The organism is Thermodesulfobacteriota bacterium (assembly GCA_040755095.1).
Taxonomy (GTDB): domain Bacteria; phylum Desulfobacterota; class Desulfobulbia; order Desulfobulbales; family JBFMBH01; genus JBFMBH01.
Window position 1 is genome coordinate 1 of sequence record JBFMBH010000194.1, and the last position, 5619, is coordinate 5619.

Sequence of the window (5619 nt, forward strand, 5' to 3'; positions counted from 1 at the left end):
CTCCGCGGCCAGCCCACCTTCCCCATCGTCGTCGACGCCATCGCCGCCGCCGCCAAAGGCCAACCTCCGGACCTCTCCTGGCTCAAGCAGTAACCGCGACTCCGCCACCCCAGGCCCCGAGCTGGCTTCAGGTACGACGAAGACCATCGCCGGCACCACGGCCCGCACCACCGGCTACAGCTTTGACCTGGCCGGCAAGCCCAACGGGATGGCCTATCCCGGCGGCTACCTGGTCAAGTACACGTACTACCCGGGCAGCGGACTTCTGAAGACCGGGCCGGGCGGTGGCGGCCAGGTGAAGAGCTACTCCGACATGCGGGCCCTCACCTTCTCTCTGCCGGCTCTGGCCGAGGGCTCGCTCTTCGAGATTGCCGCCCGCTTCGAGAAGAGGCCAGTCCTGGCGGGACAGTTTGTGCAGCGCTTCGACCTGCACTTCCCTCTGGTCCGCTACGCCGAGCCCCATCTGGTGCGGATCGACCCGGTCTTCCGCAGCGAGATCTCGGTGACGGCGGCTGCCGGCCCAGGGCTGCGCTGGCAGGGTCACGGTGCCCCTCCGGTCCAGGAAGAGGATGAGGGCGCGGCCCGCCGCTACCGCTGGACCCTGGACAACCTGCCGGGCTTGCCCCTGGAGAAGTTCATGCCCAGCCTGGATGACCTCCTGCCCTCCATCGTGGTCACCACCCTGCCGGACTGGAACGTTGTGGATTCGTGGGCCCATGGGCTGTTCGCGGGCGGGGTCGAGGTCACCGGCGCCATCCGGGAGCAGGCCCAGGCGGTCACCGCCGGCCTCGACGGCCGGGAGGCCCGGGTGGCCGCCGATCTCGGCCGGGGCGGCTACCAGCCCCACCGGGCCGGGGAGGTGCTGGCCAACCGGTACGGGGACTGCAAGGATCAGGTGGTGCTGCTCCTGTCCCTGTTCCAGGCAGTGGGCATCGAGGCCTTTCCTGCCCTGGTCAACCCGGTGGGCAGCGCCGATGCCCGGCCCGATCTTCCCAGCTACGGCTTCGGCCATGCCATTGTCTATCTTCCCGGCCCGGAACGGGAGCTGTGGCTGGATCCGACCCCGGTGGGGGAGGCGGTCCGCCTGCACTGGACGGTCCAGGAGCGGCAGGCCCTGATCGTGGACGGCCGGGGAGGCCGGCTGCAGCGAACCCCGGCCGCCGGGGCAGGGGAGCACCAGGGACGCCTGGTCGTGACCAGCCGCTTCCAGGAGGGGAGGGTGGAGGTGGAGCTGACCCTGAGCGGCGAAGGCGGCATCAGCGACTTCCTGAAGGAGTCCTGCCAGCGGCTGCCCGAGGAGCGCCGGCCTGACCTGGTGCTGGCCCTCGTCCGCACCCTCCACCCCCTGGCTCAGGAGGTCGCGGCAGAGGTCGCCGACTGCGCCAGCGCCGCGCCGCCCTTCCGGGCCACGGCCCGCTACCGCCTGCCAGCGGTCAGTTCCCAGCTCCTGGACGCACCGGTGCAGGTGGGGGGGAGCGCCTTACCGGCGCTGGGTCTGTTCGCGGGTCTGGACAGCCTGCCGCTGCCGACTGCCCGCAGAAGCCCCTTCGCCAATTTCTTGCCGCTGCGCATCGTCAACGAATGGCGCTACGAAGTGCCCCAGGGGTTGCGGCTGGTGGGCTCCCTGCCTGCGGCGACTGCTGGCGGCGAGGCCCTGCTGCGCTACCGCGCCACCAGCAGCCAGGGGCAGGACCACGCCCTGGTGCGCTACGAGATCGAGCTGGAGCGGGGCGAGGTGGCGGTTGCCGCCTACGAGCCGTTCTACCAGGCCACCCAGCGGATGCTCCAGGAGATGTCCTTCCGGTTCGCCGTCGCCCCCCGGAGCGTCGATCCCCGGGGGCAGGAGCTGGCGGAACGCCTGGGCACGAGTCCGGGCAGCATCGACGAGATTCTCGCCCTGGCCCGGCACCAGCTGGGCCGCGCCCAGTACGGCCAGGCCAAAGAGCTGCTGGAAGAGGCCGTGATCCGGGCGCCGAGCCACGGCGAGGCCCACTACCTGCTGGGCCTGGCCAACGGCTATCTCGGCGATCGCGATCGGGCCAGCAGTCTGCTCAAGAAGGCCCGCGAGCTGGGCTACCGGCCCTGACCGTCCGGTCGCCATCCCGCAAGAAGACGCCCCCTTGGAGGCCCGTCCCATGACCCGTGCCCTTGCCCGCCTGACCGTGCTCCTCCTGGCCAGCCTTGGCTTCGCTGCCGGCTGCCGCACCCTGCCGCCAGCTCCCCCCATCACCGACCAGGGCTTCCAGGACCTTCAGGCACTGGTCCGGCAGCAGCCGGATAACCCGGACCTGCACCTTTCCCTGGCCAGCGCCTACATGACCGTCTTCCAGCAGATCCGCCATCCCCAATACCTGGACGAGGCCATCGCCGAGGCCCTGACCGCTCGGCGCCTGCGGCCGACCACGGCCTGCCTCTGCTGGTCCTGGGCCGGGCCCAGCTCCTGGCCGGCCAAGCCCGGTCTGCTACGCCTTGTGCCTGCAGGAGGACGACCAGCCGGAGCAGGCGCGCCGGCTCCTGGCTCAGGTTCGGGAGCACGGCGATCAGGATGAGCTGCACCTGGGGTTTGTCGATCTTCTTCTGGACCGGACAACGGGTGAGGCCATGCTGGCCGCGGTCAAGACTGATCGGGACCGGGCCGAGGCTGCCTTCTATCTCGGCGCCAAGGCCCTCATGGCCGGCGTTCGGCAGGAGGCCAGGGATCACCTGGCCAGGGCGCTGACCCCGGAGGAGCACCTCCTGTATGAGCAGCGGGCTGCCCGGGCCCTGCTCCAGCGCCTGGACCAGGAGGCGGGCAGGCGCTAAGGCAGGGCGCCGAGGTCGCCGGCCGCCAGGGCCTCGGCGTAGGGCCGGATATCCAGGCCCTGGGTCACCGCCCGCAGCACCCGCTGGCGGTGGCGGAGATCGCCGTAGAGGATGGCGCCCGCCAGCCTGTCACCATCCACCACCAGCTTGCGGTAGACAAAGGCGGCCTCGTCCTGGTGGACCAGGCTGGGCAGCCGGCCCTCGGCGTCGATGTCGCCCACGGCCAGGAGGTCGATGCCAGCCACCTTGAGGGTATGGGCCGTGGTGGTGCCGGTGTAAAGGGCGCGGCCACCGGCCATGACCGTGCCCGCCACCCGGCCTTGCGCCTCGGCCGCCGGCCAGATGCCGTACATCCGCTGCCGGTGGCAGACCAGATCCCCGGCCGCGAAGATCTCCGGCCTGGCGGTCGCCAGCCGGTCGTCCACCGCCACCCCCCGCTCGCCGGCCAGGCCCAGGGGCCTCAGGAGCGACTGCTCGGCGCAGATGCCGGTGGACAAGAGCACCAGATCCGCGGGCAGCAGCCGGCCGTCACACAGCTGCACGCCGGTCACCCGCTCCCGGCCGCACAAGGCCTGCACCGGCCCGGCCAGCACCACCGCCAGCCCCCGGGCCGCCAGCTGCGCCTGCAGGAGTCGGCTGGCCGCCTGGTCCAGCTGCCGGGGCAGCAGGCGGTCGAAAATCTCGATCACAGTCATGGACCGGCCGGGAGCCAGGAGGCTGTTGGCTACCTCCAGCCCGAGAACGCCACCCCCGATCACCACCACCGACGCCGCGGTCTGGGCCGCAGCCCGTACCGCCACGGCGTCATCCAGGGAGCGGAGGGTCATCACCCCCGGCAGCTGGGCCCCCGGGAGCGGGGGCACCAGGACCCGGGCGCCGGTGGCCACCAGAAGCCGGTCGTAGCCCAGCCGGGTGCCGCCAGCCGTCTCCACCGTCCGGGCCGCAGGGTCGATGGCGGTCACCGGGCAGCTGGTGCGCAGGTCAATCCCCAGGGAGGCGTAGCGTCCGGTCCTGGCCAGGACGATGCCCTCCGGCTCCACCCGGCCGGCCAGCAGATCGATCAGCCGGATGCGGCTGTAGAAGGGGTAGGGCTCCTCGCTGAGGATGGTGAGCTCCCCTTGCCGGTCCAGCTCCCGAATGGCCAGGGCCGCCGTGTGGCCGGCGACGCCGTTGCCGATGATGCAATAACGCATGAAGCCTCCTGAGATCTTCCAGAGCGTACCGCTCCCGGCATGCCCGGGGCGGGCTGGGGCACAAAAAAGGGGTCCGGCGAGCGGCTCGCCTGACCCCTTTGGCTGTTTCCTGGCGTCCCCGACGGGATTTGAACCCGTGTCGCCGGCGTGAAAGGCCGGTGTCCTGGACCTGGCTAGACGACGGGGACGTTGTTGGTCGTGGTGGGCCGTGTTGGGCTCGAACCAACGACTCTCTGCTTAAAAGGCAGATACTCTACCACTGAGTTAACGGCCCGAAAGAAACGTGGCGCAAGGCGTATTGATAACCGACCGGACGGCCCGCTGTCAAGGCCCCAGGAGGCCGCGGCCGGCGGCCTCCTGGAAAAGGGGTTGTGGCGGCCCCGGGGGTCTGCTAATCTTGGCACACCTTGCCGCCGGCCTTGCGCGGGGCGGCCATTGAGGAGCGTCGTCCATGGGCTTTCTTGCCAATTCGTTGTCTCTGGTCCGGTACCAGGTGGAAGGGGATCTGCCCGACGGCTTCTGGGATTTTGCCGGCCAGCGGCTGACCCAATTCGCCTTCCGGGATATCGACGACGCCTACGACGAGCGGTCGGTGGGCTGGGTATCCATCCACAACATGTTCGACGCCGGCTTTGCCGGCACCTCCTTTGCCGTGGCCGACTATCTGGTGGCCTCCCTGCGCATCGACGAGCGGCGGGTGGCGCCGGCGGTGCTCAAGAAGTTCTGCCAGAAGGAGGAGGAGAAGAAAAAGGCCCAGGAGAAGCGGCCGCGGCTGTCCCGGGCCGAGCGCGTCGAGATCAAGGAGAGGATGCAGCTTGTCCTCCTCAAACGAGCAGCGCCGGTGCCAGCGGTTTTTGACCTGGTCTGGAGCCTTGGTGACCAGACCGTCTATTTCGGCTCCTCCAACCAGAAGATCCGGGGCATCTTCGAGTCCCTGTTCGCCGAGACCTTTGGCCTCTCCCTGCTGCTCCAGATCCCCTTTCTGGTGGCCGGCCAGATGCTGCCTCCCGAGGAGGCGGCAGCCCTGGACGCCCTGTCGCCCTGCCTCTTCGTCTGAGTCCCCGCGGAATCTTCTCCCATGGATCTTGTCGAGTTCATCCAGGACAAGCGTTTTCTCGGCCAGGAGTTTCTGACCTGGCTCTGGTTCAAGAGCGAGGAGCGGGGTGGCACGGTCCATCTGCCCAATGCCGGCGACATCACCGTCATCTTCGAAAAGCACATGCTGGTGGAGCATGGCGAGGGGCCGGCCAGCGAGAGCGTCGTCTGCCGGGGCCTGGAGACCGAGCTGGCCGAGGCCCACACCGGCCTCAGGCGGGGGAAGAAGGTAGAGCAGGCCCGGATCCGGGTGGTCCGGGACAACCTGGAATGGTCCTTCTCCTTCCGGGCCAGCCTCTTCGAATACCGGAGCCTAAGACCGCCCCGCACCGTGGCCCCGGGTGAGGAAGCGGAGGACGCGGCCAGTTTGGAAGGCCGGGTTCTGGAGCGGGTGGGGGTGGTGGAAGGCCTGGTCCGGACCATGGATGAGCTTTTCCGGGTCTTTCTCCAGCGCCGCCTGTCCCCGGCCTGGGAGCATGAAGACCTGCCCCGCATCCGGGCCTGGGTGCACAAGGAGGCGCGGCCGGCG

Annotated in this window: 6 protein-coding genes and 2 tRNA genes; 5 read left to right on the forward strand and 3 right to left on the reverse strand. The window is 69.7% G+C overall.

The window, feature by feature from the left end:
* Positions 1-208: 208 nt before the first annotated feature.
* From AB1634_18445 to AB1634_18455, 3 genes are read left to right on the forward strand one after another with little or no spacing between them, the layout of a single operon-like run.
* Positions 209-2086, forward strand: a complete 1878-nt coding sequence (locus AB1634_18445) for a DUF3857 domain-containing protein (GenBank protein ID MEW6221494.1) — start codon at positions 209-211, stop codon at positions 2084-2086.
* A 49-nt stretch (positions 2087-2135) separates the two neighbouring features.
* Complete coding sequence (locus tag AB1634_18450) at positions 2136-2549, forward strand: hypothetical protein (GenBank protein MEW6221495.1); 414 nt, start codon at positions 2136-2138, stop codon at positions 2547-2549.
* A 52-nt stretch (positions 2550-2601) separates the two neighbouring features.
* Positions 2602-2802 (forward strand): hypothetical protein, encoded by a 201-nt coding sequence (locus AB1634_18455; protein ID MEW6221496.1) that lies wholly within the window; start codon positions 2602-2604, stop codon positions 2800-2802.
* On the opposite strand, the gene AB1634_18460 is transcribed toward AB1634_18455, so the two are convergent.
* The 3 genes from AB1634_18460 to AB1634_18470 form a co-directional block, all read right to left on the reverse strand.
* Positions 2799-3995, reverse strand: a complete 1197-nt coding sequence (locus AB1634_18460; protein ID MEW6221497.1) for an FAD-dependent oxidoreductase — start codon at positions 3993-3995, stop codon at positions 2799-2801. The genes AB1634_18455 and AB1634_18460 overlap by 4 nt on opposite strands.
* Before the next feature lie 110 nt (positions 3996-4105).
* Positions 4106-4183 (reverse strand) — tRNA-Glu (locus AB1634_18465).
* A gap of 11 nt (positions 4184-4194) precedes the next feature.
* Positions 4195-4269 (reverse strand) — tRNA-Lys (locus AB1634_18470).
* A 177-nt stretch (positions 4270-4446) separates the two neighbouring features.
* Between AB1634_18470 and rdgC the strand changes: the two genes are divergently transcribed.
* Positions 4447-5052, forward strand: a complete 606-nt coding sequence (rdgC, locus tag AB1634_18475; protein ID MEW6221498.1) for a recombination-associated protein RdgC — start codon at positions 4447-4449, stop codon at positions 5050-5052.
* Between the two features lie 21 nt (positions 5053-5073).
* Positions 5074-5619, forward strand: a 546-nt coding sequence (locus AB1634_18480) for a hypothetical protein (GenBank protein ID MEW6221499.1), incomplete at its 3' end; no start/stop codon positions are given.

Coding starts and splice junctions, on each gene's coding strand:
- AB1634_18450 (MEW6221495.1), top strand. CDS start 2,136: ATGACCCGTGCCCTTGCCCGCCTGACCGTGCTCCTCCTGGCCAGCCTT.
- rdgC (MEW6221498.1), top strand. CDS start 4,447: ATGGGCTTTCTTGCCAATTCGTTGTCTCTGGTCCGGTACCAGGTGGAA.
- AB1634_18445 (MEW6221494.1), top strand. CDS start 209: ATGGCCTATCCCGGCGGCTACCTGGTCAAGTACACGTACTACCCGGGC.
- AB1634_18455 (MEW6221496.1), top strand. CDS start 2,602: ATGCTGGCCGCGGTCAAGACTGATCGGGACCGGGCCGAGGCTGCCTTC.
- AB1634_18460 (MEW6221497.1), bottom strand. CDS start 3,995: ATGCGTTATTGCATCATCGGCAACGGCGTCGCCGGCCACACGGCGGCC.